The sequence below is a fragment of the Pseudomonas sp. MS646 genome, from assembly GCF_036693845.1.
Lineage (GTDB): Bacteria > Pseudomonadota > Gammaproteobacteria > Pseudomonadales > Pseudomonadaceae > Aquipseudomonas > Aquipseudomonas chlororaphis_E.
The window spans coordinates 2,253,443-2,278,211 of sequence record NZ_CP144763.1 but is presented as its reverse complement, the minus strand read 5'-3'; the positions used below and the strand labels follow the sequence as shown (position 1 = coordinate 2,278,211).

Annotated in this window: 27 protein-coding genes; 16 read left to right on the top strand and 11 right to left on the bottom strand. The window is 63.8% G+C overall.

Features of this window, described 5'->3' with window-relative positions:
• Positions 1-133 precede the first annotated feature (133 nt).
• The 4 genes from V3H56_RS10135 (at position 134) to V3H56_RS10120 (ending at position 3,882) form a co-directional block, all read left to right on the top strand.
• On the top strand, positions 134-817 hold the full coding sequence (locus V3H56_RS10135; RefSeq protein WP_212803627.1) for an SOS response-associated peptidase family protein: 684 nt from the start codon (positions 134-136) through the stop codon (positions 815-817).
• 93 nt (positions 818-910) lie between these two features.
• The gene (locus tag V3H56_RS10130; protein ID WP_042731687.1) at positions 911-1,291 is read left to right on the top strand and encodes a RidA family protein; all 381 of its coding nucleotides are present in this window, start codon (positions 911-913) and stop codon (positions 1,289-1,291) included.
• A gap of 197 nt (positions 1,292-1,488) precedes the next feature.
• The gene (locus tag V3H56_RS10125) at positions 1,489-2,028 is read left to right on the top strand and encodes a thioesterase family protein (protein ID WP_042731686.1); all 540 of its coding nucleotides are present in this window, start codon (positions 1,489-1,491) and stop codon (positions 2,026-2,028) included.
• Positions 2,029-2,118: 90 nt separating this feature from the next.
• Positions 2,119-3,882: an L-lactate permease gene (locus V3H56_RS10120; RefSeq protein ID WP_042731685.1), complete on the top strand. Its 1,764-nt coding sequence runs from the start codon at positions 2,119-2,121 to the stop codon at positions 3,880-3,882.
• Positions 3,883-3,925: 43 nt separating this feature from the next.
• On the opposite strand, the gene V3H56_RS10115 is transcribed toward V3H56_RS10120, so the two are convergent.
• The gene (locus V3H56_RS10115) at positions 3,926-4,261 is read right to left on the bottom strand and encodes a hypothetical protein (protein WP_042731684.1); all 336 of its coding nucleotides are present in this window, start codon (positions 4,259-4,261) and stop codon (positions 3,926-3,928) included.
• A gap of 245 nt (positions 4,262-4,506) precedes the next feature.
• On the opposite strand from V3H56_RS10115, the gene V3H56_RS10110 reads away from it, so the two are divergent.
• Positions 4,507-5,163 carry a polysaccharide lyase family 7 protein gene (locus V3H56_RS10110; protein ID WP_042731683.1) on the top strand — a complete coding sequence of 219 codons (657 nt, stop codon included), beginning with the start codon at positions 4,507-4,509 and terminating at the stop codon, positions 5,161-5,163.
• Positions 5,164-5,260: 97 nt separating this feature from the next.
• Here the strand turns inward: V3H56_RS10110 and V3H56_RS10105 are convergent, their stop codons facing one another.
• Complete coding sequence (locus V3H56_RS10105) at positions 5,261-6,352, bottom strand: SMP-30/gluconolactonase/LRE family protein (RefSeq protein ID WP_042731682.1); 1,092 nt, start codon at positions 6,350-6,352, stop codon at positions 5,261-5,263.
• A gap of 251 nt (positions 6,353-6,603) precedes the next feature.
• On the opposite strand from V3H56_RS10105, the gene V3H56_RS10100 reads away from it, so the two are divergent.
• Positions 6,604-7,566 (top strand): DMT family transporter, encoded by a 963-nt coding sequence (locus V3H56_RS10100; RefSeq protein ID WP_042731688.1) that lies wholly within the window; start codon positions 6,604-6,606, stop codon positions 7,564-7,566.
• 76 nt (positions 7,567-7,642) lie between these two features.
• On the opposite strand, the gene V3H56_RS10095 is transcribed toward V3H56_RS10100, so the two are convergent.
• Positions 7,643-8,176, bottom strand: coding sequence for a cysteine hydrolase family protein (locus tag V3H56_RS10095; RefSeq protein WP_042731681.1), 534 nt, complete (start codon positions 8,174-8,176; stop codon positions 7,643-7,645).
• A gap of 27 nt (positions 8,177-8,203) precedes the next feature.
• On the bottom strand, positions 8,204-9,931 hold the full coding sequence (gene ggt, locus V3H56_RS10090) for a gamma-glutamyltransferase (protein WP_338474535.1): 1,728 nt from the start codon (positions 9,929-9,931) through the stop codon (positions 8,204-8,206).
• 107 nt (positions 9,932-10,038) lie between these two features.
• Here ggt and V3H56_RS10085 point away from each other — a divergent pair, with 107 nt between their 5' ends.
• Positions 10,039-10,473: a GNAT family N-acetyltransferase gene (locus tag V3H56_RS10085; protein WP_338474534.1), complete on the top strand. Its 435-nt coding sequence runs from the start codon at positions 10,039-10,041 to the stop codon at positions 10,471-10,473.
• Positions 10,474-10,501: 28 nt separating this feature from the next.
• Here V3H56_RS10085 and V3H56_RS10080 read toward each other — a convergent pair whose 3' ends face one another.
• On the bottom strand, positions 10,502-10,852 hold the full coding sequence (locus V3H56_RS10080) for a hypothetical protein (protein ID WP_123578776.1): 351 nt from the start codon (positions 10,850-10,852) through the stop codon (positions 10,502-10,504).
• 130 nt (positions 10,853-10,982) lie between these two features.
• Here V3H56_RS10080 and V3H56_RS10075 point away from each other — a divergent pair, with 130 nt between their 5' ends.
• From V3H56_RS10075 to V3H56_RS10045, 7 genes are all read left to right on the top strand, one after another.
• Entirely contained in the window at positions 10,983-11,318 is a 336-nt protein-coding gene (locus V3H56_RS10075; protein WP_047737186.1) for a DUF6388 family protein, read from the top strand.
• Between the two features lie 129 nt (positions 11,319-11,447).
• A complete protein-coding gene (gene tusD, locus V3H56_RS10070) occupies positions 11,448-11,840 on the top strand; it encodes a sulfurtransferase complex subunit TusD (RefSeq protein ID WP_042732610.1) in 393 nt (130 codons plus the stop codon).
• A complete protein-coding gene (gene tusC / locus V3H56_RS10065) occupies positions 11,840-12,202 on the top strand; it encodes a sulfurtransferase complex subunit TusC (RefSeq protein WP_047737188.1) in 363 nt (120 codons plus the stop codon). Before tusD ends, tusC begins: the two co-directional genes overlap by 1 nt.
• Complete coding sequence (tusB, locus tag V3H56_RS10060) at positions 12,202-12,495, top strand: sulfurtransferase complex subunit TusB (RefSeq protein WP_047737190.1); 294 nt, start codon at positions 12,202-12,204, stop codon at positions 12,493-12,495. The genes tusC and tusB overlap by 1 nt, the downstream gene beginning before the upstream one ends.
• Positions 12,492-12,827, top strand: a complete 336-nt coding sequence (locus V3H56_RS10055; protein WP_042732606.1) for a TusE/DsrC/DsvC family sulfur relay protein — start codon at positions 12,492-12,494, stop codon at positions 12,825-12,827. The genes tusB and V3H56_RS10055 overlap by 4 nt, the downstream gene beginning before the upstream one ends.
• Complete coding sequence (locus V3H56_RS10050; protein ID WP_123578774.1) at positions 12,824-13,825, top strand: glycosyl transferase family protein; 1,002 nt, start codon at positions 12,824-12,826, stop codon at positions 13,823-13,825. Before V3H56_RS10055 ends, V3H56_RS10050 begins: the two co-directional genes overlap by 4 nt.
• A gap of 88 nt (positions 13,826-13,913) precedes the next feature.
• Complete coding sequence (locus V3H56_RS10045) at positions 13,914-14,918, top strand: glutathione S-transferase family protein (RefSeq protein WP_042732608.1); 1,005 nt, start codon at positions 13,914-13,916, stop codon at positions 14,916-14,918.
• A 138-nt stretch (positions 14,919-15,056) separates the two neighbouring features.
• Here V3H56_RS10045 and cysG read toward each other — a convergent pair whose 3' ends face one another.
• The 6 genes from cysG to V3H56_RS10015 form a co-directional block, all read right to left on the bottom strand.
• A complete protein-coding gene (gene cysG / locus V3H56_RS10040; RefSeq protein WP_047737197.1) occupies positions 15,057-16,451 on the bottom strand; it encodes a siroheme synthase CysG in 1,395 nt (464 codons plus the stop codon).
• On the bottom strand, positions 16,452-17,732 hold the full coding sequence (gene serS / locus V3H56_RS10035; RefSeq protein WP_042731100.1) for a serine--tRNA ligase: 1,281 nt from the start codon (positions 17,730-17,732) through the stop codon (positions 16,452-16,454).
• Positions 17,733-17,747: 15 nt separating this feature from the next.
• Positions 17,748-18,122, bottom strand: coding sequence for a fluoride efflux transporter CrcB (crcB, locus tag V3H56_RS10030; protein ID WP_042731101.1), 375 nt, complete (start codon positions 18,120-18,122; stop codon positions 17,748-17,750).
• Positions 18,119-19,444: a replication-associated recombination protein A gene (locus V3H56_RS10025; RefSeq protein WP_042731102.1), complete on the bottom strand. Its 1,326-nt coding sequence runs from the start codon at positions 19,442-19,444 to the stop codon at positions 18,119-18,121. The genes crcB and V3H56_RS10025 overlap by 4 nt, the downstream gene beginning before the upstream one ends.
• A 145-nt stretch (positions 19,445-19,589) precedes the next feature.
• A complete protein-coding gene (gene lolA, locus V3H56_RS10020) occupies positions 19,590-20,213 on the bottom strand; it encodes an outer membrane lipoprotein chaperone LolA (RefSeq protein ID WP_042731103.1) in 624 nt (207 codons plus the stop codon).
• 57 nt (positions 20,214-20,270) lie between these two features.
• The gene (locus V3H56_RS10015; protein WP_042731104.1) at positions 20,271-22,676 is read right to left on the bottom strand and encodes a DNA translocase FtsK; all 2,406 of its coding nucleotides are present in this window, start codon (positions 22,674-22,676) and stop codon (positions 20,271-20,273) included.
• A 318-nt stretch (positions 22,677-22,994) separates the two neighbouring features.
• Here V3H56_RS10015 and trxB point away from each other — a divergent pair, with 318 nt between their 5' ends.
• Positions 22,995-23,954 carry a thioredoxin-disulfide reductase gene (trxB, locus tag V3H56_RS10010; protein ID WP_042731105.1) on the top strand — a complete coding sequence of 320 codons (960 nt, stop codon included), beginning with the start codon at positions 22,995-22,997 and terminating at the stop codon, positions 23,952-23,954.
• Positions 23,955-24,039: 85 nt separating this feature from the next.
• On the top strand, positions 24,040-24,720 hold the full coding sequence (gene aat, locus V3H56_RS10005; RefSeq protein ID WP_042731106.1) for a leucyl/phenylalanyl-tRNA--protein transferase: 681 nt from the start codon (positions 24,040-24,042) through the stop codon (positions 24,718-24,720).
• The last annotated feature ends 49 nt before the right edge of the window (positions 24,721-24,769 follow it).

The following is a 24,769-nucleotide window of genomic DNA, read 5'->3' as shown; positions in this document are numbered from 1 at the left end:
CGCCCTCAGGATTTTCGAACCAAGCGTCTCGCTACGGCTCGTAGCTACATGACACCGCTGCAAGCGACGGGGCATCACGGCTTGAACGGCGGGCGCATTGAGTGTCCTTGCAGTTCACTGCCGGAGTTTCGCCATGTACGAATGCCTAGTCCAACAGGTTTCCTCGAAGGAGTCCCTGGCGTTTTTTGCCCAACGCGATACCCACGGCACGGGTTTCAAGGCCTGTGCGCCCGCCGCCGGGCTGTCGGTGACGGCTCAGTTCAAACCCCACGACCAGCAGAACCTGATCAAGCCGAACATGCAGCTCAGTGCCATTCGCTGCCGGGGCGGGCGCCTGGAGTGCATCAAGGTGCGCTGGGGTTGGTCGCCGATCTGGTCCGTCGGAACGATGCCGCCGCTGACCCATCTGCCGCTGCACCTGGTGATGCGCTCCAAGGTCTTCGATCGAATCAAGCGCGAGGGCCGGGTGCTGGTGGCGGTGAACGGCTGGTACGAGTCGGCCGACGCCACCGTGGCGCCCGCCTCCCCGCGCCTGAGCTACACCGCGTCCAACCAGGGCGCGCCGATCTTCCTCGCGGCCCTGGCCCAGGCCAGCGAAACACCCAACGGCTGCGACGGCCTGACCCTGGTGACCTACGGCGACATCGCCAGCAAGCAGCAGCGCCTGCTGGCCTTCACCGGCGAGGAAGCCCTCCAGTGGCTACGGCCCGACCTGGATTGGGAACAGGCGCAGCAGATCGCGGCGAGCGCGGCGCTGATCAACCCACCCCTCGGACACATCCCGCCACCCCAACGGCTGATCCAGGGCCGAGGCTGACAGCGCCACTCAAGGAAATCACGAAAGGCTCGACGAGGGACGGTAAACTGGCCGCGCAACACCGCCCCTCATCCTTTCGAACAAGAGACTTGCATGGCCAATCCAGACATCACCTTCACCCCCGACCCAGACGCAGATTCCATCTCCTCCGACGTTGCCGGCTTCGGCGGCCTGCTGGTTTCCACCCAGATCCCGACCCGGGCCGATGGCAGCCTGGAGCTGGGCGACATCACCTTGCAAAGCGAATGCACCTTGCAAGCCCTCAAGACCGCCCTGGAGCGCGCCGGCAGCTCCATGGACCGGGTCCTGCACCTGACCATCTACCTTACCGACATGGCGGATCGCGGTGCCTTCAACGAAGTCTACAAACGCTTCTTCGCCAAACCCTGGCCGGTGCGCGCGGCCGTGGGCGTGGCGGCGCTGGCAGTAGAAGGCATGCGCGTGGAAGTGACGGCAATAGCCGCCAAGGCCTGATGTTGCCGGTATAACCTGCAGGGTAGAGGCACTTATGTGGCAAGGGGATTTATCCCCTCGCCACAGGTTCCAGCATAAACCTCGGGCTCCGCGACCTGCCCCAAACGCGCGTTTTCCCGAAAAACAGTCATTTACGCACCTAGCCCGGCCTCGACCACGCCGCTAAAGTGCGCCGTTTCCATCCTGGTGGCGTGCTCATGAATCTCTGGTTCCGACTCTTGTTGATGCTGTTGCGTCGTCCCTGGCGCAAGCCCACTGACCCTTTGGGCACCACCGTGGTGCGGATGCGCGTCTGGCCACTGGACCTGGACCTCAACCGCCACGTCACCAACGGGCGCTACTTCACCCTGGCCGACGTCGGGCGCATGGATTACGTGCTGCGCAGCGGCGCCTACAAAGTCGCCCTGCGCCAACGCGCGGTGCCGATCGTGGGGGATGTCTGGGGCAAGTTCCGGCGCGAACTCAAGTTGTTCGAAGCGTTCGAGGTGCACTCGCGGATGCTCGGCTGGGACGACAAGTGGACCTTCATGGAGCATCGCTTCATCAGCCAGGGGCGCGTGGTCGGCGTGGTGATCATGCGGGGCCTGTTCCGCTCGGCCCGGGGCACGGTTGCACCGGGTGAGTTCATCCGCGCACTGGGGCTGGCCGAACAGTCGCCGGCGCTGGCGCCCTGGTTGAGTGCCTGGTCGCAAAGCTGCGATGGCTTGAGCCTGGCGCTGCGAGAGGAGCAAAACTGACGGGACGGCCTGCCGCCCAATCCCCTTCTATACTGTTCTGCCAACCCCCACGGGGCCTGCACTTCCAATAATAAAAAGCAGAGGTGGAACATGGTCTGGCAACAAGTCTACGATCCCTTCGGTAATGCAGTGCTGTCGACGCTCCTGGCGGCGGTCCCGGTGGTGGTGATGCTGGCGTCCCTGGCGTTCTTTCATATCAAGGCGCACCTGGCGGCGCTGCTGGCCTTGGCGTCGGCCCTGCTGATCGCGATCTTCGCCTTCGGCATGCCCGCCGGGATGGCCGGGTCGGCGGCGTTGTACGGCGCGGCCAACGGCCTGTTACCCATTGGCTGGATCGTGCTCAACATCATTTTCCTGCACCGCCTGACCACCGAGAACGGCTCGTTCAAGGTCCTGCAGGATTCCCTCGCACGCATCACCGACGACCGGCGCCTGCAATTGCTGCTGATCGCCTTCTGCTTCGGCGCATTCTTCGAAGGCGCGGCCGGCTTCGGTACGCCGGTGGCGGTGACCGGGGCCATCTTGATCGGCCTGGGCTTCTCGCCCCTGGCCGCCTCGGGCCTGGCCTTGATCGCCAACACCGCGCCCGTGGCGTTCGGCGCCCTGGGCACGCCCATCATCACCCTAGCCAAGGTCACCGGCCTGGATGAAATGGAGCTGTCGATGATGGTCGGCCGGCAACTGCCGTTCTTCTCGGTCATCGTCCCGTTCTGGCTGATCTGGGCATTCGCCGGCTGGCGCAAGATGCTGGAAATCTGGCCGGCGATCCTGGTGGCCGGCGTCAGCTTCGCCATCCCGCAGTTCCTGGTCTCCAACTACCACGGGCCGATGCTGGTGGACGTGATTGCCGCGCTGATTTCCATGGCCTGCCTGACCGGCTTCCTCAAGGTCTGGAAACCGGCCACGGTGCACACCTCCGCCGCGCTGTCGGGGCGGGTCGATGACTCGAAGATCGAGGCCAGCGAGCAGGCGCAGCCCGTCGCCGGCGGTGCGTTCGCCAGCGATGCGCGCCCGGCCGTGCTGCGGGCGTGGATGCCGTGGATCATCCTCACCGTGTTCGTCTTCGCCTGGGGCACCCAGGGCTTCAAGAACCTGTTCGACACCCGTCCGGCGCTCGACCCGCAGACCCAGTCGGTCAAGCTGGATCAGCAAGGCAAGCCGGTGCGCGAGGCCAATCCGCTGTTCTCGCCGATGCTGACATTCACTACCCTGCACCAGCAGATCGAGAAAGTCCCGCCGGTGGTGCCACAACCGAAAACCGAGGAAGCGATCTACAAGTTCAACTGGTTCACCGCCACCGGCAGCGGCATCTTCCTGGCGGCCATCCTCGGCGGCCTGCTGATGGGCTATTCGATCCCGCAACTGCTGCGCCAGTACCTGCGCACGCTCTGGGTGGTGCGCTATTCGCTGATCACCATCGTGGCGATGCTGGCCCTGGGGTTCCTCACGCGCTATTCGGGGCTGGACGCCACCATGGGTCTGGCCTTCGCCGCGACGGGCATCTTCTACCCAATGTTCGGCACACTGCTGGGCTGGCTCGGCGTGGCGCTGACCGGTTCGGACACGGCGTCCAACGTGCTGTTCGGTGGCTTGCAGCGGGTCACGGCGGAACAGTTGGGGATCAGCCCGGTGCTGATGGCGGCGGCGAACAGTTCCGGCGGGGTGATGGGCAAGATGGTCGATGCGCAATCGATCGTGGTCGCCTCAACCGCGACTCGCTGGTACGGCCATGAAGGGGAAATCCTGCGCTACGTATTCTTCCACTCGGTCGTGCTGGCGATCCTGGTGGGCGGGCTGGTGACGTTGCAGGCGTATGTGGTGCCGTTCAGTCGGATGGTGGTCGGGGGGCACTGAGGGGACTGTGGCGAGGGAGACGCTGACTCGCCACAGCGATGGCTTACTGAACGTTCTTCAGCTTGACCACATCACCGGACACCGAGGTGGTGTAGCCGGTCAGGACCCACGCCCAGAACCAGTTTTCCTGGACTTGGGTGTTGATCATGGCGTCGCCGCCCTTAGCCTTGATCGCAGCGGTCTGGGCGCGCACGAAACGGCTGTTCTGCTGGATCGGGATCACCCCGAACAGCAGCAGGCCGGTGGCCTTGGCTTCACTGTGGCCGACTACGGTGTATTGGCTGCTGTCGTATTGCTGGGTTTTCATCGGGGCGCCGGTGCAGCCCGCCAGGGCCAGGCCGAGCAGTGCGCAGGCAGCGATCTTGCTGAGGTGGTTCATTGAATACTCCATGGGAAAACGCCCGGGATCCATCTCTCGGGCGGCGCGTACTCTAACCGATCAGCATCAGATTGACAGCATTCACTTGTTCAGCTGCGAGGCGCCACCCAGAGCCGCTCGTCAGTTGCCGCTCCAGCGAAACGGCGCGCCGTCGATAAACCAGTCACTGCGCCCGGCAAGGCCATTGGTTGCCCAGCAGACCAAGTATCGATGAACGACGGCCAGCCCCGTTGGAGCGCTTGAGCATGATTGACCTGACTGTCTGGAACATCACCCTGCCCGTGCAAACGCCGGCCCTGACCGTAGCCACCAAGGCCATGCCGACGCTGCAGAGCCCGTATTTCAACCGCAACGGCGAGCGCATCGTGTTCTGGGCACCGGTGACCGGTTCCCACACCGGCAAAAGCGACTTCCCGCGCTCCGAACTGCGGGAAACCGGTAAGGACGGCAAGCTGCGCAACTGGCGCTACAACAGTGGCCTCAACACCCTCAACGGCACCTTGTCGGTAAACCAGGTACCGTCGGAAGGACGGGTCGTGGTGGCGCAGATCCACGCCAAGGACGCCCCCGCCCCGCTGCTGAAACTGGTGTATCGCTACGCCAAGGGCACCGGCAACCTCGACGTGGAATACCGGGTCAAGCCCAAGGACGTGAAGAGCCCGGTGCTCTTCAGCGTGCCGAACATGGCGCTGAACAAAGCCTTCACCTATGCGTTGCAGATGGACAAGCAAGGCACGCTCACCGTGCTGATCAACAGCCTCGGCAAGCAGGTCAAGCTGGACCCTTCCTGGTACGCCTACGACTTTTACTTCAAGGCCGGCGTCTACACCCTGGACAACGTCGGGTACGCCAGCGAAGGCGGGAAAGTGACCTACACCAGGCTGGACGTCGGCCATAAATGACCGGCGTCGCCCCTTCCGTGGCGAGGGCGCTTGCTTGCGCGGGGCTGCGAGGCAGCCCGCGCCACAGGAAAAGGGCTGCCTGACAGCACTCGATCGATCAGGCGAACGTCGCCCCCCGCGTATTCACGAACAGTGAATACAACGAATGGCTGCCCGCCATGAACAACCGGTTACCTTCCCGGCCGCCAAAGCAGACATTGGGGCAGCGTTCCGGCAGGGAGATGTGCCCGATAGCCTTGCCTTGAGGGTTGAACACCCGCACGCCATCGAGTTTTTCCAGGTCGGCCTTGGGGTCACCGTTGCCGCCCCAGCCGCACCAGAGGTTGCCGCTTTCGTCGCACTTGATGCCATCGATGGCGGCGTAGTCCAGGCCCTCGATGTGCTTGCGCCGCTCGCCCAAGGTGCCGTCGTCCTTGACCGTGATCGCCCAGATCAGGCGGTTGGGCTTGGCCCGGCCTTCGACCACGTAGAGGATTTTCTCGTCCGGGGAAAAGCACAGCCCGTTCGGCCCCGCCAGGTCGTCGATCACCCGGCTGAGCGTACCGGTCTCGCCATCGATGCGGTACACCGCATGGGGCTGGGCCGGCGTGACTTTGTGCCCTTCGTAGTTGTTGCCGGTCTGGAACGGCGGGTCGGTGAACCAGATCGAACCGTCCTTCTTGCAGACGATGTCGTTGGGCGAGTTGAGCGGCTTGCCCTCGAAACTGTCCGCCAGCACGGTGATCGTGCCGTTGTGCTCGGTGCGGGTCACGCGCCGGCCTTCGCTGGACGTGGTGGAACCTTCGCACACCAGCAATCGTCCCTGGCGATCCCGGCACATGCCGTTGGAGAAGTTGGAGTGTTCGCGGTACACCGAGAGATCGCCGGTGATTTCATCCCAGCGCACGATGCGGTTGTTGGGAATGTCACTGACCAGCAGGTAACGACCGTCGCCGATCCACACCGGCCCTTCCGCCCAGCGCAGGCCGGTGGCGAGCTTTTCCACGCTGGCGTTGAAGATGCGCAAGTCCATGAAGCTAGGGTCGAGGATATTGATCAACGGGTCCGGGTAACGCTGGCTCAGCGGTTCGGCCTGGGCGAGCCCCGGCAGGTTGCCCAAGGTAGCGGCAGCCGCCGAAACCACCAGGGATTTTTTCAGGAAGACCCGACGCCCCTGATCGGCGGCGGTTGAAGATTGCGAAGCATCCATCGTGCGTCTCTCCGTTATTGTTATTGGACGGGAGCACAGTTTTACTCCGTGATAAGACATCGTACAAGACAGGCAATTCAGCGTTTTTTCGCGATGCTCCGCATTTCAGCCCACTGATGGCGAGCCACTGATACCGACTGCGCGCTTGTTTCCTGGCCCTTCGTGGGGTAAAAACTCATGTTGTACGATAACTAATAACAATAACGGCCATCCGAAATACTTGCTCGGGTGGCCTGCCCTTCGAGACTGCCATGACCCTCGCTACTGCCGCTCCCACTCCACTTCCCCGGCACCTCGCGGTGCTTGTCCTGCTGTGCATGGGCTGCGCCTTTGCCGGTAATCATGTCGCCGCCCGGGCCGCTTTTGACGACGGCGCCGGCGTGTTGCTGGCGATCCTGCTGCGCTCGGGCGGGACCTTGCTGGTGCTGGCCGCCCTGGTGCTGTGGCAACGCCAGAGCCTGCGCCTGCCCCGCGGTGCGTGGCGCTGGCAACTGACGCTGGGGTTGTTGATCGGTGCCCAGAGCCTGTGCCTCTACTCCGCCGTGGCGCGGGTGCCCGTGGCGTTGGCGCTGCTGGTCGGCAACCTCTTTCCGATTCTGCTGGCGCTGCTCACCTGGGCACTGGGTGGGCCCCGCCCGACCGCACGCACCGCCGCACTGATGGGGATGATCCTGGTGGGCCTGGTGTTCGTGTTGGAGGTGCCGGCGCGGCTGGCCTCTGAACAGAGCGTCGGCCCGCAATGGCTGGTCGGGGTGGGGCTGGCCTTCTGCGCCGCCTGCGTGTTTGCCTGCGCCTTGTGGATTACCGACCACAAGTTGTCCCAGGTGCGCGGCTCGGTGCGCAGCCTGCTGACGATTTTCATCGTCTTCAGCAGCGTCAACCTCGCCGGCCTGACCGGCGCCCTGCCCGGCGGTTTCGACCTGCCGGCCAGCAGCACCGGCTGGCTGGCCCTGGCCACGCTGGTGGTGCTCTACGGCACCGGGTTCACCGTCCTGTTCATCTGCGTGCCGCGCCTGGACATGCCGCGCAACGCCCCAGTGATGAACATCGAACCGCTGGCCACGCTGCTGATTGGCTGGCTGGTGCTGGACCAGATGCTCAACCCGGGCCAGGTGCTGGGCGGCGCGATCGTGGTCACCGGTATCGTGCTGCTGACGTACCGCAAGGTTGAACGGGCCAAGGCGCCCGTGGCCGGGGTGGCTGGGCGTAACTGAAGCACCGACGTCGCGCCCTGGCGACCAGGTTTTGTGGCGAGGGAGCAAGCTCCCTCGCCACAGGTGCTGGGTGAGGTCAGAACCGCACGGCCTCCGCCGGCACCACATCGATCCGCGACACCGCGCTGCTCAGGCGCCCCAGGCGGTTGTTGTGGTTGGCGATGATCTGCTCTGCCGTCATGCTGCCGTTGTCCACCGTAGAGTGGGCGTCGGCCGCCAGCACCAGGTCATAGCCGAGAGCATGGGCCTGGCGCACGGTGGCGTTGACGCAGTAATCGGTCTGCAGCCCGCAGACCACCAGCCGATCAATACTCCGCGCTTGCAGCAGCGACAGCAGGTCGGTCTGGTAGAAGGCGTCCGGCGTGGTCTTGCGCACCCGCAGATCGTCTGCGTCAGTCAGCAGGCCGTCAGCCAGTTGCCAGGCGTCGCAGCCATGGGTCAGCGAACCTTCCAGCTCCTCATGCTGGACCAGGATCACCGGCCAGCCGGCCGCCCTGGCCTTGGCGCTGAGGTCGTTGATGGTCCGGATGACGCGCTGGATGTCGAAACATTCTTCTTCGCCACTGCACAGTCCGTTCTGGACATCGATGATCAGCAATGCGGTGCTCATGACTTTCCTCTGCAAACGTTGATGGGATCAGTAACCCAACGACAACCCAGTGTTACGGCGAGGGTCGTTGGCGCCATAGAAGCGGTTCTTGCCCACCGGTTTGCCACCCAGCGACGGCGCACCGACCAGGATCGCCGCGATGTGGTTGGGGTCTTGCGGGCCGGCGAACTTGTGGCCCCAGCTTTCCAACAGCTTCTGCGTATCGGGGCTGGCGGCGAAGGTTTCCAGGTTGGTCTCCTCGGGCATCCACTGCTGATGGAAACGCGGCGCATCGACGGCTTCCTGGAGGTTCATGCCGTAGTCGATCACGTTGAGGATGGTCAGCAAGGTCGCCGTGATGATGCGGCTGCCGCCCGGCGTCCCCACCACCATCACCGTCTTGCCGTCCTTGGTGACGATGGTCGGGCTCATGGACGACAGCGGCGCCTTGCCCGGTGCGATGGCATTGGCCTCGCCCTGCACCAGGCCGTACATGTTGGGCACGCCGACCTTGGCGGTGAAGTCGTCCATCTCGTCGTTGAGGATGACCCCGGTCTTGCTCGCCATCACCCCGGCACCGAACCAGTCGTTGAGGGTGTAGGTGACGGAAACGGCGTTGCCCCACTGGTCGACGATGGAGTAATGGGTGGTGTTGCTGCCCTCATGGGGCGCCACGCCCGGCTTGATCTTCTGCGAATCGCCAGCCTTTTGCGGCTCGATGGCGGCGCGCAACTTGGCGGCGTATTGCTTGTCCAGCAGGTGGTCGATGGGGTTCTTCACGAAGTCCGGGTCACCCAGGTAGCTGTTGCGGTCCACGTAGGCGTGGCGCATGGCTTCAATCTGGTAATGCATGCCCTGGGCCGAATGAAAGCCCAGCTCCTTCATCGGATAGCCGTCGAGGATGTTCATGATCTGGCACAACACCACCCCACCGGAACTGGGCGGTGGCGCCGAGACAATGTGGTAGCCGCGGTAGTCGCACTCCACCGGTGCCAGCTCACGGGTCTTGTACTTGTCCAGGTCGGCCTGGGTGATGATGCCCTTGTTGGCCTGGCTGGAGGTAACGAGTGCATCGGCGACCCAGCCCTTGTAGAAGCCATCGGCGCCCTTGGCGGAGATTTCCCGCAGGGTCTTGGCGAGGTCCTTCTGCACCAGTTTCTGGCCAACCTGCATGGGCTCGCCGTTGTGCAGGAAAATCGCCCCGGAGTCGCGCATGTCCTTCTTGAACACATCGGTTGCGGTTTCCAGCAGGTCGACATCGCCCTGCTCGAGGGTGAACCCTTCTTCGGCGAGGCGAATGGCCGGGGCGATCAGTTCAGCCCGGGGCTTGCTGCCGTATTTCTGCAACGCCAGCTCCATGCCGGACACGGTGCCGGGCACACCCACCGCCAAGTGGCCACGGGTGCTGAGTTCGGGCACGACGTTGCCGTCCTTGTCCAGGTACATGTTGGCGGTGGCCGCCAGAGGGGCTTTTTCGCGGAAGTCCAGGAAGGTCTTGCGGCCGTCGGCCAGTTGGAGGGTCATGAAGCCGCCGCCCCCCAGGTTGCCCGCCGCCGGGTAGACCACCGCCAGGGCATAGCCCACCGCCACTGCTGCATCCACGGCATTACCGCCGTTCTTGAGCACATCGACGCCCACGTGGGTGGCCAGGTGCTGGGCGGTGACCACCATGCCGTTTTCGGCGGCAACCGGCGCCTGGGACGCGGCCTGCGCGGCCAGGCAGCCAAGGGTCAGCGAGGTGGCCAGGAGGGTCCTGGCAAGGGATTGGAACGTCATGGGTCAGGTCTCTTCTTGTTTTAGGACCTAGCCAGTATGGCCCGGTTTGCGCAATGCGCCCGTTGCGATAGTCTCGCGCAGATAATTCCCGCTTGAGGACATCCCCAATGACGCTGCGAATCGAACGCACCGATGCGCCCACCGACGAGGAGCGCCAGGCCATTCTCGCGCCGCTGCGCGCCTACAACAGCGCCCAGACCGGCGCCACGGTGCCCGAGCTCGTCGCCTTGCTGATACGCGACGAGCACAGCGCTGAAGTCGTCGGCGGGCTCTACGGGCGAATATTTTTCCGCTGGTTCTACATCGAGTTGCTGGTCGTGCCGGAACAGGCCCGGGGCCAAGGCACGGGCTCGACCCTGATGCAAATGGCCGAAGACCTGGCGCGGGAGAAAAACTGCTTGGGCATTTTTCTGGACACGTTCGACTTCCAGGCACCGGCGTTCTATCGCAAGCAAGGCTTCACGGAAGTCGGCCACATCGACGACTACCCTCCGGGCCACCAGCACTTTTTCTTCCAGAAGCGCCTGGAAGCTGCGGACTGAACGCCCACAGGGCTGCTGGGCCGGCGACTTACAAACAGGTCGCCAGCGCCGCCAACCGACGCTTGGCGACGAAGTCGTCGTGCTGGGCGTAGTAGTTCAACGCGGTGCCGTTGGCGCCGGCCAGGACATCGACGAACGATTCGGCGGAGCGGGTGTACACCGTCAGGCCACCCTTCTCGCCGGGTTGCAGGTACGCCGCGGCATCGACGCCGAACACTGCTTCGTCCTGCCAGGCAAACTGCACGCACTGGGCCACGACCTGCGCAGGCTTGTCCGAGGCCAGGGTCTTGTAGGGCGCCTGGGTCCGGGCCTGGTTCATCGCCGAACCCGCACAGCCGGCCAGCAAGCTAGCGGCCAGGGCCACCGTCAACATTCGCATTGCGTTCTCTCACCGAAAAAAGCCGACTGTAGCACTAGGACCCGAACCGTCGCGCTGCTTTACTGAAATTTACCCGCGACAGCAGGCCTCGATTCGCGCAACCCGTGGGCCATCAACCAAAGGAGTCACCATGGCGGCAACCGAACAACAACACGAACGGGCCCTGGCCAGGTTTCTCGACGAACGCCCGCACCTGCGCCACGAACTGGACACCCTCAACCCGCTGCTCGCCCAGGCCAAGGGCGAGACCGCCGAACAATATCGCGCCGAACGGCTGCATGAAGCCTTCGAAGCCGAGGCCGAGCGCCAGCACCTGTTCGCCTGGGAATTGACCCTGCAACTGACCGCCGCCTCGCCCGAGGACTACCAGGTCCAGCGCCTGGAGGTGCACAAGGAAGTGGCGGAAATGGCGGGGATGGACTGGGCGGAGTATTGCCAGCTGCATGGCCTTGAAGACAAGCCGTGAACCGTGGCGAGGGAGCAAGCTCGCTCACCACACAGTGATCGCCATGCCCTTCGTGTCGAGCCCCCTTGGCAATCGCCCCACCGCCCATAAAGCTTTATCATGGCCGCAGTTTCGCTGACCGGGTCTGTCATGAAGTTCGCCATCGCGCTGTTTTCCGCCGCCCACGCGCCCTCCTCGCGCCGTGCCTTGCTGTTCGCCCAGGCTGCGCTGGCCGGTGGGCACGAAATCGTGCGGTTGTTTTTCTACCAGGACGGCGTCTATAACGCCGGCGCCAGCATCGTCACGCCCCAGGACGAACAGGACCTGCCACGCGAATGGCGCACGTTCGTCAGCGACCACCAGCTCGACGGCGTGGTGTGCATCGCCGCGGCGTTGCGCCGGGGTGTGTTGAACGATGAGGAAGCCCAGCGCTACCAGCGTTCGGCGGCCAGTGTCGAGGCGCCCTGGGCCCTGTCCGGCCTCGGCCAGTTGCACGATGCAATCCAGGACGCGGACCGCCTGATCTGTTTTGGAGGCGCTTGATGCCCAAGTCATTACTGCTGATCAGCCGCCAGGCCCCATGGTCGGGCCCGAGCGCCCGTGAAGCGCTGGACATCGTCCTGGCCGGCGGCGCGTTCGACCTGCCCATCGGCCTGCTGTTTCTCGACGACGGCGTGCTCCAGTTACTCACGGCGCAAGACGCCAGGGCCGTCCAGCAGAAAGACCTGAGTGCGAACCTGCAGGCACTGCCGCTGTTCGGCGTCGAGCAACTGTTTGTCTGCGCCGACAGCGCCGCCGAGCGCGGCGTCGCCCCTGACACGCTGGCGCTGGACGACGTGAATGTACTGGACGCGGCACAGATCGCCGCGCTCATTGACCGCTACGACCAGGTGATCACCCTCTGATGTCGACCTTGCACGTATTGTCTCACTCGCCCTTCGGCGACTCTCGTTTCGCCAGTTGCTTGCGCATACTCGGCGAACACGATGCCCTGCTGCTGTGCGGCGACGCGACGTATGCCCTACGGCCTGGCACCGCGCCGTTTGAAACCCTGCTGGGCCGCGGCCTGAAACTGTTCGTGCTCGCTGAAGACGTCCAGGCCCGCGCCTTGCAAGCGCCAGACTGGGCCAAGGCCATCGACTACCCGGCCTTCGTCGAACTGTCGATCGAGCATGACAAGGTCAACACCTGGCTATGAACACGTTGAATGTGGGCGAACGCGCCATCGCGCTGGACAAGGACGGCTACCTGGCCGACCTGGACGACTGGTCGGCCGATGTCGCCACGGCCCTGGCCGCCACCGAAGAAATCGAACTGAGCCCCGAGCACTGGGAAATCCTCGAACTGCTGCGCGGCTTCTACCGCGAGTTCCAGCTCTCCCCCGCGACCCGGCCACTGATCAAGTACACCGCGCTGAAATTGGGCGCGGACAAAGGCAACAGCCTGCACTTGAACCGACTGTTCAAAGGCACTCCCGCCAAACTCGCCGCCAAGCTGGCGGGCCTGCCCAAACCGACGAATTGCCTATGACCGACTTTGCTTCGCTGACCCTCGAGACCCCGGCCGAACATCCGTTCGCCCCGTTCGTGCGCATCCTTGGCAAAGGCAAGCGCGGCGCCCGCAACCTGACCCGCGAAGAAGCGCGCCAGGCCATGGGCCTGGTGCTGGATGAACAGGTCGAGGACACCCAGCTCGGCGCTTTCCTGATGCTGTTGCGGCACAAGGAAGAAAGCGCCGAGGAAATGGCCGGTTTCACCGAAGCCCTGCGTGAGCGCCTGGTCGTGCCGGGGTTGACGGTGGACCTCGACTGGCCAACCTACGCCGGCAAGAAACGCCATTTGCCGTGGTACCTGCTGGCAGCCAAGTGCCTTGGGCAGAACGGCGTGCGGATCTTCATGCACGGCGGCGGCGCTCATACGGCGGGTCGCCTCTACACCGAACAATTGCTGGGCTTTCTGCAAATCCCGCTGTGCCGGGACTGGCAGCAAGTCGCCGGCGCCCTGGACAACGGCGGCCTGGCCTTCATGCCACTGGTGGACTGGGCGCCGCAAATGCAACGGATGATCGACCTGCGCAACACCCTCGGGTTGCGTTCGCCTATCCATTCCCTGGCGCGGATCCTCAACCCGCTGGGCGCACGGTGCGGGTTGCAAAGCATTTTCCACCCCGGCTACCAGGCCGTGCACCGCGAAGCCAGCGGCTTGCTGGGCGATACCGCCATCGTGATCAAGGGTGACGGCGGCGAAATAGAGATCAACCCGGACGCCGACAGCCACCTCTACGGAACGTCCGGCGGCGTCAGCTGGGACGAGCAATGGCCGCGACTGGCCGAACAGCGCCACGTCAAGCCGGAAAGCCTCGACCCCGAACACTTGAAGGCCGTCTGGCGCGGTGACGTACAGGACAGCTACCCGCAATTGGCCCTGATCGCCACCATGGCCTTGGCCTTGCGCGGCCTGGGCCTGACTCGTGAAGCTGCGTTCGAGCGCGCCCGCCAGTACTGGGACGGCCGGGATCGTTCGATTTAACTGATGATTAACGCCTAACCTTTGCGCTTTTTGTTCGAACCTATCGGAATAGACTCCTCTCCAACGTTTATAGGTCGAGGAGATCGAGATGGGTTTGTTAGTCGAAGGCCGCTGGCAGGACCAGTGGTATGAAAGCAAGGACGGCAGCTTCCAACGCGAGCAGGCGCAGCGCCGTCACTGGGTGACCGCCGATGGCAGCGCCGGCCCTAGCGGTGAGGGCGGTTTTGCCGCCGAGGCCGGGCGCTATCATCTATACGTCTCCCTGGCCTGTCCCTGGGCCCACCGCACGCTGATTTTCCGCAAGCTCAAAGGCTTGGAAAACCTGATCGACGTCTCGGTGGTCAGCTACCTGATGCTGGAAAACGGCTGGACCTTCGACAAAACCCACGGTTCCACCGGCGACAAACTGGACGACCTCGACTTCCTGCACCAGCGCTACACCGCCGACACCGCCGACTACACCGGCCGCGTCACCGTGCCGGTGCTGTGGGACAAGCAACAGGGGCGCATCGTCAACAATGAATCGGCGGAGATCATCCGCATGTTCAACGGCGCATTCGACGGCCTGACTGAAAATCACCTGGACCTGTACCCGGCGCACCTGCGCAGCGAGATCGACGCGCTCAACGAGCGGATCTACCCGGCGGTGAACAACGGCGTGTATCGCGCCGGGTTCGCCACCACCCAAGCCGCCTACGAAGAAGCCTTCGACGGCCTGTTCGCCGAGCTGGACCAACTGGAGGCCCTGTTGGCCAGCCGCCGCTACCTGGCCGGTGAATACCTGACCGAGGCGGACATCCGCCTGTTCACCACGATCATTCGCTTCGACGCGGTGTATTTCGGCCATTTCAAATGCAACCTGCGGCGCATCGCCGACTATCCGAACCTGTCGAACTGGTTGAGGGAGTTGTACCAGTGGCCGGGCATCGCCGAGACCGTGGACTTCGTTCACATCCAGGGTCATTACTACGGCAGCCACAAGACCATCAACCCCAATGGGATCGTACCGAAGGGGCCGAAGCAGGACTTCACCGGGGCCCATGATCGGGCGCGGTTGAGTGGGAAAGGGATTTGGCGGGGGACTGGGGATTGATCCGGGAAGTCCGTTGTCACTGAGGGCCTCTTCGCGAGCAAGCCCGCTCCCACACTGGACCGTGTATGGCCACCGATTCATGGTGAACAACGATCCAACGTGGGAGCGGGCTTGCTCGCGAAGGGCGCGACGCAGTCTTCAGACCTGCCCCTGGGCCCCTTCGAACCACGCCAGCTTCTCGCGCAGTTGCACCACTTCCCCCACGATCACCAGCGTCGGTGCATGCACCTCATGCTCCGCCACCAGCCGCGGCAAGTCTGCCAGGGTGCCGGTGAATACCCGCTGGTTGACCGTCGTGCCTTGCTGGATCAAGGCCGCTGGCGTATCCGCCGCGCGGCCATGCCTGATCAGCTCGCTGCAGATCATCGGCAAGCCCACCAACCCCATGTAGAACACCAGCGTCTGGGCCGGGGAAACCAGGTCTGCCCACGGCAAGTCGCTGCTGCCATCCTTGAGGTGGCCCGTGATGAAACGTACCGACTGGGCGTGGTCGCGGTGGGTCAACGGAATGCCCGCGTACGCCGCGCAACCACTGGCCGCGGTGATACCCGGCACGACCTGGAACGGGATGCCGTGGGCGGCCAGTTCTTCGATCTCTTCGCCGCCGCGACCGAAAATGAACGGATCGCCGCCCTTCAACCGCACCACGCGCTTGCCCTGTCGGGCCAGGTCCACCAGTTGCTGGTTGATCTGGTCCTGGGGCACGGCGTGTTCGGAGCGACGCTTGCCCACATAAACCCGCTCGGCGTCACGCCGGCACAACTCGAGGATCGCGGGCGCCACCAGGCGGTCGTAGAGCACCACGTCCGCCTGTTGCATCAGCCGCAAGGCGCGGAAGGTCAGCAGGTCCGGATCACCGGGCCCTGCCCCCACCAAGTAGACTTCGCCCGGCGCATGCGGCGCCTGGCCGGCGATCTTCTCGCGCAGCAGACGCTCGGCCTCGGCGCCCTGCCCGGCCAACTGGCGATCAGCGATCGGCCCCTGGAACACGTCTTCCCAGAACGCCCGGCGTTGCTGTACGTCTGGGAACAGGCCCTTGACCTGGCTGCGAAACCGCGCCGCCAGGCCGGCAAGTTGCCCGTAGGTCGAGGGAATCCAGGTTTCCAGCTTGGCCCGGATCAACCGCGCCAGCACCGGTGCATCACCGCCACTGGACACCGCGATCACCAGCGGCGAACGGTCGACGATCGCCGGGAAGATCACGCTGCACAGGGCCGGCGCGTCCACCACGTTGACCGGCACGCAGCGCCGATGGGCATCGGCCGAGACCCGGGCGTTGAGTGCCTCGTCGTCAGTGGCGGCGATGATCAGGCCGCAGCCGTCCAGGTCCGCTTCGAGGTAACCGCGCAGGACGCATTCGCCACCGCTGCCACTCACCAGTTCGCGCAATTGCGGTTCGATTTCGGGTGCGACCACCCGCAACAGCGCACCGGCATCGGCCAGCAGGCGGGACTTGCGCAAGGCAATCTCCCCGCCGCCAACCACCAGCACGCGACTGCCGCGCAGGTTGTGGAACAGTGGCAAATATTCCATTTAGCCGATGACCTCGATACCGCCCATGTACGGCTTCAACACCTCGGGCACACGGATCGAGCCGTCGGCCTGCTGGTAGTTTTCCAGCACGGCCACCAGGGTCCGGCCCACGGCCAGGCCGGAGCCATTGAGGGTGTGCACCAGTTCCGGCTTGCCGGTCTCCGGGTTACGGAAACGCGCCTGCATGCGGCGGGCCTGGAAGTCGCCGCAGTTGGAGCACGACGAAATCTCACGGTACTTGTCCTGGCTCGGGATCCACACTTCCAGGTCATAGGTCTTGACCGCGCTGAAGCCCATGTCGCCGGTGCACAGCGCCAGGGTGCGATACGGCAGCTCCAGCAGTTGCAGAACCTTCTCGGCGTTGGCCGTCAGGCTTTCAAGCGCTTCCATGGACTTGGAAGGCTCGACGATCTGCACCATCTCGACCTTGTCGAACTGGTGCTGGCGGATCATCCCGCGGGTGTCGCGCCCCGATGCCCCGGCTTCGCTGCGGAAGCATGGGGTGTGGGCGACGAACTTGATCGGCAGTTGCTTGGCGTCGACGATCTCGCCGGCCACGATGTTGGTCAGCGACACTTCGGCGGTCGGGATCAGGTACAGGTCGGCCTCGCCTTCGCGGCCGATCTTGAACAGATCCTCCTCGAATTTCGGCAACTGGCCGGTGCCTTGCAAAGCCGGCGCCTGGACCAGGTACGGGGTATAGGCTTCCTCGTACCCGTGCTCGGTCACGTGCAGGTTGATCATGAATTGCGCCAGGGCGCGGTGCAGGCGGGCGATCGGCCCACGCAGCAAGGCAAAACGGGCACCGGACAATTTGGCGGCGGTTTCGAAATCCAGCCAGCCGAACTTCTCGCCCAGGGCGACATGGTCCTGTACCGCGAAGTCGAAAGTCTTCGGCGTCCCCCAGCGGCGCACTTCGACGTTGCCGTCTTCATCCTCACCGACCGGCACCGACTCGTGTGGCAGGTTCGGAATGCCCAGCAGGATCGCGTCCAGCTCGGTCTGGATCGCGTCGAGGGCAATCTTGCCGTTGTTGAGTTCGCTGCCCATGTTCTCGACACTGGCCATCAACGGAGCAATATCCTCACCGCGCTGCTTGGCCTGGCCGATGCTCTTGGAAATGGCGTTGCGCTCGGCCTGGAGCTTCTCGGTGGTCGTCTGGACAGTCTTGCGCTGTTCTTCCAGCGCTTCGATGCGCGCGACGTCCAGGACAAAGCCGCGGGACGCCAGGCGGCCCGCTACGTCCTGGAGGTTGCTACGTAACAGTTTGGAATCGAGCATGTCGGTCTCTCGTTATCAAAGTTTGGTCAGGGACAGGCCGACCCAGGTGGCGAGCAGCCCGCCGAATACGCTGATGGCCGCATAGCCCAGGGCCAGCGGCACCTGCCCGCTTTCCAGCAGGCGCACCGTATCCAGTGAAAAGGATGAAAAAGTCGTCAGGCCGCCGAGGAAGCCGACGATAAGCCCCGCGCGCATTTCAATGGGCACTTCGGGACGAATCAAAAACAGACCGTATAGAACGCCGATCAGCAGACAGCCCACGATATTAACGGCGAGCGTCGCGGTATAGAAGTACCGGGGCCAATTTGCATTGATCCAATTGCCCGTGGCGAAACGCAACAACGTGCCGGCCACGCCGCCGGCGGACACTGCAAGGATCAGGGGGATCAAGGTTTTCTCCGCTGCCGTGGGCTCAGGCGATCGAGTTGGGCCAGGTGGTTGAGCTTTTCGCCGATCTTCAATTCCAGGCCCCGGGGCACGGGTTCATAGAACCGCTGGGGTTCGAGGGCCTCGGGGAAATAATCCTCGCCGGCGGCGTAGGCGTCCGGTTCATCATGGGCATAGCGGTATTCTTCGCCATAGCCCAGCTGTTTCATGAGCTTGGTCGGCGCATTGCGCAGGTGCAGCGGTACTTCGAGGGAGCCGTGCTCGGTGGCGCTGCGCATCGCGGCCTTGAAGCCCATGTACACCGCATTGCTCTTGGGCGCGCAGGCCAGATAGGTGATGGCCTGGGCCACGGCAAGTTCGCCTTCCGGGCTGCCGAGGCGTTCCTGCACATCCCAGGCCGCCAGGCACAGGCTCAAGGCCCGCGGGTCGGCGTTGCCGATGTCTTCGCTGGCCATGCGCACCACGCGCCGCGCCAAGTACAACGGATCACAACCGCCATCGATCATCCGCGCGAACCAGTACAAGGCCGCGTCGGGATTGGAACCGCGGATGGATTTGTGCAGCGCCGAGATCTGGTCGTAGAACGCCTCGCCGCCCTTGTCGAAACGACGACGGGTATCGCCCAGCAGGCTTTGCAACAGCTCGACGCCGATCTCGCTGTTGTCCTCGGCCAGGTCGGACGCGTTCTCCAGCAAGTTGAGCAACCGCCGGCCATCGCCGTCGGCGGCGGCACACAGGATCTGGAAACCTTCCTCGTCAAGCGTCAGTTGGCGCTTGCCCAGGCCGCGTTCCTCGGTCAGCGCCCGGTGCACCAGCTTGCGCATCGCCGACTCGTCGAGGCTCCTGAGCACATAGACCCGCGCCCTCGACAGCAAGGCGTTGTTGAGTTCGAACGACGGATTCTCGGTGGTCGCGCCGATGAAGATCAGCGTACCGTCCTCGACGTACGGCAGGAACGCGTCCTGCTGGGACTTGTTGAAACGGTGCACTTCGTCGACGAACAGGATCGTGCGCTTGCCGTATTGGCCGGCCTGCTGCTTGGCCACTTCCACCGCCTGGCGGATTTCCTTGACCCCGGCCAGCACCGCGGACACCGTCTCGAAGTGGGCATCGGAAACTTCCGCCAGCAACCGCGCCAGGGTGGTCTTGCCCACGCCCGGCGGGCCCCAGAAGATCATCGAGTGCAGGGCCCCCTGCTCCAGGGCCTCGCGCAGCGGCTTGCCGCGGGCGAGCACATGCTCCTGGCCGACGTACTCATCCAGGTTGGTCGCGCGCAGGCGGGCGGCCAATGGCTGGGCAATCGGTGCGCTTCGAAACAGGTCCATCACTGCTTATGCAACCTCACTCGATCCTGTTGCCGGAGACCCTTGTGGGAGCGGGCTTGCCCGCGAATGCGGCAGGTCAGTCAACATTGATGTTGAATGTTACATCGCATTCGCGGGCAAGCCCGCTCCCACAAGTCGGCTGTGCTTATTCCTGGATGACGTCGGCACCCTTGGGAATGTCGAACTTGAACTTGGACGCGGCGATCGGCTCGTTGGCCTTCACGCCGGTGAACAGGATATTGGTGCGCTGGCCGACGCTGTCGATCAGTTGCATGTCATTGACCAGGCCATTGCGGAACGACAGGCGCAGGCTGTCGAACAGGCTGTCCTTGGTCTTGGGCTTGAGGGTGAAGTCGATCACGCCGCCCGCTTCCTTGGCGCTGATGTCGAAGCTCTGGCTGATCTTGGAAATGTCACCCGACAGCAGCAACGCCGGGGTCTGGGTCAGGCGCTGGTCGAGGGTCTTGATGGTGACCTGCTCCAGGTCCGGGTCCCACAAGGAGACCTTCTTGCCATCGGACACCATCAACTGCTCGGCCGGCGCATCGGTGTGCCAGTAGAACAGGCCTGGACGTTGCAGCGCCATGTCGCCGGCGGTTTCCTGCAACTGGGTGCCGCTGCCGTCCAGGGTCAGTTGGGAGAAGCGCGCGGTCAGGGTCTTGGATGTTTCCAACAGCTGGGTCAGGCGGGCCACGTCCTTTTCGTCAGCGTGGGCCGACAAGGTGGTCAGGGCCAGTACGGGCAACAGCAACATGCGAATCAGGCGCATGGGAATCCTCATGAATTCATAGGGGGGCGAGCGGCGTGAAGCACGCCGCTCGGGTCGTTAGTCGCGCATCGGGCCCGGCGCCAGCACTTCGCGCGAGCCGTTGGTGTTCATGGCCGTCACGACCCCGGCCATTTCCATGGCTTCGATCATGCGCGCGGCGCGGTTGTAGCCGATCTTCAACTTGCGCTGAACCGCGGAAATCGAGGCCCGGCGGCTTTCCAGGACGAACTGCACCGCTTCGTCATAGAGCGCGTCGGTTTCAGCATCTTCTTCACCGCCGCCGCTGCCGCCCTCGAAGCCACTGCCGGCTTCCTCGACGCCATTGAGAATGTCGTCGTTGTATTCAGGTGCCCCGCGCAGCTTCCAGGCTTCCACCACGCGATGCACTTCATCGTCGGAAACGAACGCGCCATGGACCCGGATCGGCAGGCTGGTGCCCGGCGGCATGTAGAGCATGTCACCGTGACCGAGCAACTGCTCGGCACCGCCCTGGTCGATGATGGTCCGCGAGTCGATCTTGCTCGACACCTGGAACGCCATGCGGGTCGGGATGTTGGCCTTGATCAGGCCGGTGATCACGTCCACCGACGGCCGCTGGGTCGCCAGGATCAGGTGGATACCGGCGGCACGGGCCTTCTGGGCGATACGGGCGATCAGCTCTTCGACCTTCTTGCCGACGATCATCATCATGTCGGCGAATTCGTCCACCACCACCACGATGGTCGGCAGCTTGTGCAGCAGCGGCGCTTCATCGTGGATGTTTTCGCGGTGGTACAACGGGTCGCTCAGCGGGGTGCCGGCCTCTTCGGCCTCCTTGACCTTGGCATTGAAGCCCGACAGGTTGCGCACGCCCATCTTCGCCATCAGCTTGTAGCGGCGCTCCATCTCGGCGACGCTCCAGCGCAAGGCGTTGGCAGCGTCTTTCATGTCGGTGACCACCGGGCACAGCAAGTGCGGAATGCCTTCGTAGATCGACAATTCGAGCATTTTCGGGTCGATCATGATCAGCTTGGCGTCTTCCGGGCCCGACTTGAACAGGATCGACAGGATCATCGCGTTCACCCCCACCGACTTACCCGAACCGGTGGTACCGGCCACCAGCAGGTGGGGCATCTTCGCCAGGTCGGTGATCACCGGCTTGCCGCCGATGTCGTGGCCCAGGGCCAAGGTGACCGGCGACTTGTGGTTGTCGTACTCGGTGGTCGACAGCACTTCGGAGAAGCGCACGATCTGCCGGTCTTCGTTGGGGATCTCGATGCCCACGGTGGTCTTGCCGGGAATCACTTCCACCACCCGCACGCTGGTCACGGCCAGGGAACGTGCCAGGTCCTTGGCCAGGTTGGCGATGCGGCTGACCTTCACGCCGGCGGCCGGCTGGATCTCGTAGCGGGTAATGACCGGGCCCGGGTGAATCGAATCCACCGAGACCTCGACCCCGAACTCCTTGAGCTTGATCTCCAGCAGATGGCCGACGGCCGCCAGGGATTCGGGAGAATAGTTGAGCTGTTTCTTTTCGGCCGGGTCGAGGATCGAGATCGGCGGCAAGGTGCCTTCCACGGCGCTGTCGACGAACAACGGCACCTGTTTTTCCTTCTGCACGCGCTTGCTCGGCTCCGGCGGCTTGGGCGGGGCCATGCTGATGACCGGCGGCACCTGCTTCTCGCGCTCGGACATGTGTTTGCTCAACGCCTGCTCGCGTTCGATCAGGCGCTCCTTGACCTTGGCCTGCTCGCGCTTGTCCGGCAGCGTCGGGGCCACCACGTCGTGGACGCGGTCGTCGACTTCACGCAGTTGCGCCACCAGTTGCTTGCGCTCGGTGCGCGCCGCCCACCAGCGGTTCATCGCACCCTGGATCAATTCGATCAGGTCGAGGGTGATCTTGCCGGTGACGTCCATGACCTTGAACCACGACAGGTCAGTGAACACCGTCAGGCCGAACAGGAACAGGGCGATGAACAGCAGCGTGCTGCCCTGGATGTTCAAGGCGTTCCTGGCCAGGTCGCCGAGGCTTTCCCCCAGCGCCCCGCCCGCCCCGGCCGGCAAGCCGGTGGGCGCATGGAAATGGATATGAGCCAGCGCAGCGCCCGACAGCACCAGGAACACCAGGCCGATCAGCCGCCAGGAGAACAGCCAGCCGCTCCACTCCCACGGCTCGTGGCGCTGGCGGAAGATCTGGTAGGCCTTGATCGCCAGCAGCAACGGGAAAATGTAGGCGAAATAACCCAGGACCATGAACAGGATGTCGGCGCTGTAGGAGCCGGCCGGCCCGCCGAAGTTCTGCACGTCCTCGATCTTGCTGTTGTGGCTCCAGCCCGGATCGTCCTTGCCGTAGGTTAGCAAAGCCATCATCAGGAACAGGCACAAGGCACCGATCGCGATCAACGCACCTTCCTTGAGCCGGTAGTGCAATTGCTGGCGCCAGAGCGGAACGACTGTTTTAGGTGCTGCGGTGGATTTCTTCAAAACGCTTCTTTTCCTGCGCCAACGGCGCGTCCATCTGTTGAATGACTATAAAAAACTGCTCAAGACGAACAGGTAAAAAAGTGAATGTGCACAACCGGTACTACTTTTACCACTGTGAGGTGCATCCAGAAAACCGCAGGTGCTGCCGAAAATTTTGATCTTTAGCCCATCCTGCGCTCAAAACTCAAGCATTGTACGGGTTTGTCGGCCCCGAGGCATCGCCCGGCCCCTGGATCCCCACCTGGCCCAGAACGGCCTGCACAGGCGTCAATTGGACCATGCATTGTCTTTTGTGACAAAGGCTTATGAGGTGTTTTTATGAACGAAGTGAAGCATTCACGCTTGATCATTCTCGGCTCCGGGCCTGCTGGCTACAGCGCGGCGGTGTACGCCGCCCGGGCCAACCTCAAGCCCGTTGTCATCACCGGCATGCAGGCCGGTGGCCAGCTCACCACCACGGTGGAAGTCGACAACTGGCCGGGCGATGTCGAAGGCCTGACCGGGCCGGTGCTGATGGAGCGCATGCAGCGGCACGCCGAGCGTTTCGACACGCAGATCGTCTACGACCATATCCACACCGCCAAGTTGCAGCAGCGCCCGTTCGAACTGATCGGCGACAGCGGCACCTACACCTGCGACGCCCTGATCATCGCCACCGGCGCCTCGGCCCAGTACCTGGGGTTGCCGTCGGAAGAAAGCTTCGCCGGCAAGGGCGTTTCCGCCTGCGCGACCTGCGACGGTTTTTTCTATCGCAACCAGGTGGTCGCGGTAGTCGGCGGCGGCAACACCGCGGTCGAGGAAGCCCTGTACTTGTCGAACATTGCCCGGGAAGTCCACCTGATCCACCGTCGCGACAAGTTGCGCTCGGAGAAGATCCTGCAAGACAAGCTCTTCGAAAAAGCCGCCAACGGCAACATAAAGCTGCATTGGAACCAGAACCTGGACGAGGTCCTGGGCGATGCCAGCGGCGTGACCGGCGCTCGCCTGCGCCACAGCGAGACCGGCGAAACCAGCACCTTGTCCCTGGCTGGGGTGTTCATTGCCATCGGTCACAAGCCCAACACCGAACTGTTCCAGGGCCAGTTGAACATGCATGACGGCTACCTGCTCGTGCGCGGCGGCAGCGAGGGCAATGCCACGGCCACCGACATTGAAGGGGTGTTCGCCGCCGGCGACGTCGCCGACCACGTCTATCGCCAGGCCATCACGTCTGCCGGCGCCGGCTGCATGGCCGCGCTCGATGCGGAGAAGTATCTCGATGACATTCCGGCCGTTTGACGGTTAGTCTTGTGGCGAGGACCTGACAGCCCTCGCCACAGTTCATCTGCGCGCGCCCACCCTCCCCTTCTGCAAGCGAATGACAATGCTGACCTGGTTACAACGCAACTCCCTGGATTTCCCACCGCTGGAAAAAGCCATGCGCGACCCCAACGGGCTGCTGGCCGCTGGTGGCGATCTGTCCGCTGACCGCCTGGTCCAGGCCTATCGCCACGGCTGCTTTCCATGGTTCTCCGAGGGCCAGCCGATCCTGTGGTGGTCTCCGGACCCTCGCACGGTGCTGTTTCCCGACGAGCTGCACGTCTCCCGCAGCCTTGGCAAACTGTTGCGCAAGCAACGCTACCAGGTGACGTTCGACCAGGACTTCGCCGCCGTCATCCGGGCCTGCGCCGCGCCACGGGACTACGCCGAAGGCACCTGGATCACCGAGGCCATGCAGAGCGCCTACCTGGAGCTGCATCGGCGCGGCTTCGCCCACTCCGTGGAGGTCTGGGACCAGGGCGCGCTGGTGGGCGGTCTGTACGGCCTGGCAATGGGGCAGCTGTTTTTTGGCGAGTCCATGTTCAGCCGGGCCGACAACGCGTCGAAATTCGGCTTCGCCACGCTGGTCCAACACCTCAAGGCCGCCGGCTTCGTGCTGATCGACTGCCAGATGCCTACCGAGCACCTGCACAGCCTGGGCGCCCGGTCGATCCCCCGTGCAACGTTCGCCGGCTACCTCGAGGCGCACCTGGATCAACCCAACCACGCGACCTGGGTTTGCTGAGCGACATTGGCGCTCCTGGCTTACACTTAACCCCATAGCTTATCCCGAG